Source organism: Paraburkholderia sp. SIMBA_053, assembly GCF_046534895.1.
GTDB classification, from domain to species: domain Bacteria; phylum Pseudomonadota; class Gammaproteobacteria; order Burkholderiales; family Burkholderiaceae; genus Paraburkholderia; species Paraburkholderia caledonica.
Map to the genome: position 1 here is coordinate 1 of NZ_JAWRXU010001647.1, position 238 is coordinate 238.

1 protein-coding gene is annotated in these 238 nt (G+C 51.3%); it reads left to right on the plus strand.

Translation table 11 applies throughout. The features are described 5' to 3' along the window. Positions 1-238, plus strand: a 238-nt coding sequence (locus SB753_RS41150) for a hypothetical protein (protein WP_410805692.1), incomplete at both ends; no start/stop codon positions are given.

The window sequence follows — 238 nt, forward strand, 5'->3', positions numbered from 1 at the left end:
GATGGCGACCCGCTTGAGCGGGTAACGGCACTGGCTTATTTGAATGAAGCCTTCATCAGTAAGACGCTCAAAGCCTTGCCACTGGCCAGCGCGCGCGGCGTTGGTCAGGTATCGCTGAATTCATTAAGCCACTCTGGTGATAGTGATAACGGATTAAGCGACAGCCAAATCAGAGCCATCTTTACCGAAAATAATTCCGGGCAACTGCAACTTTTATACGAGGCTGTCGCGTACAGCT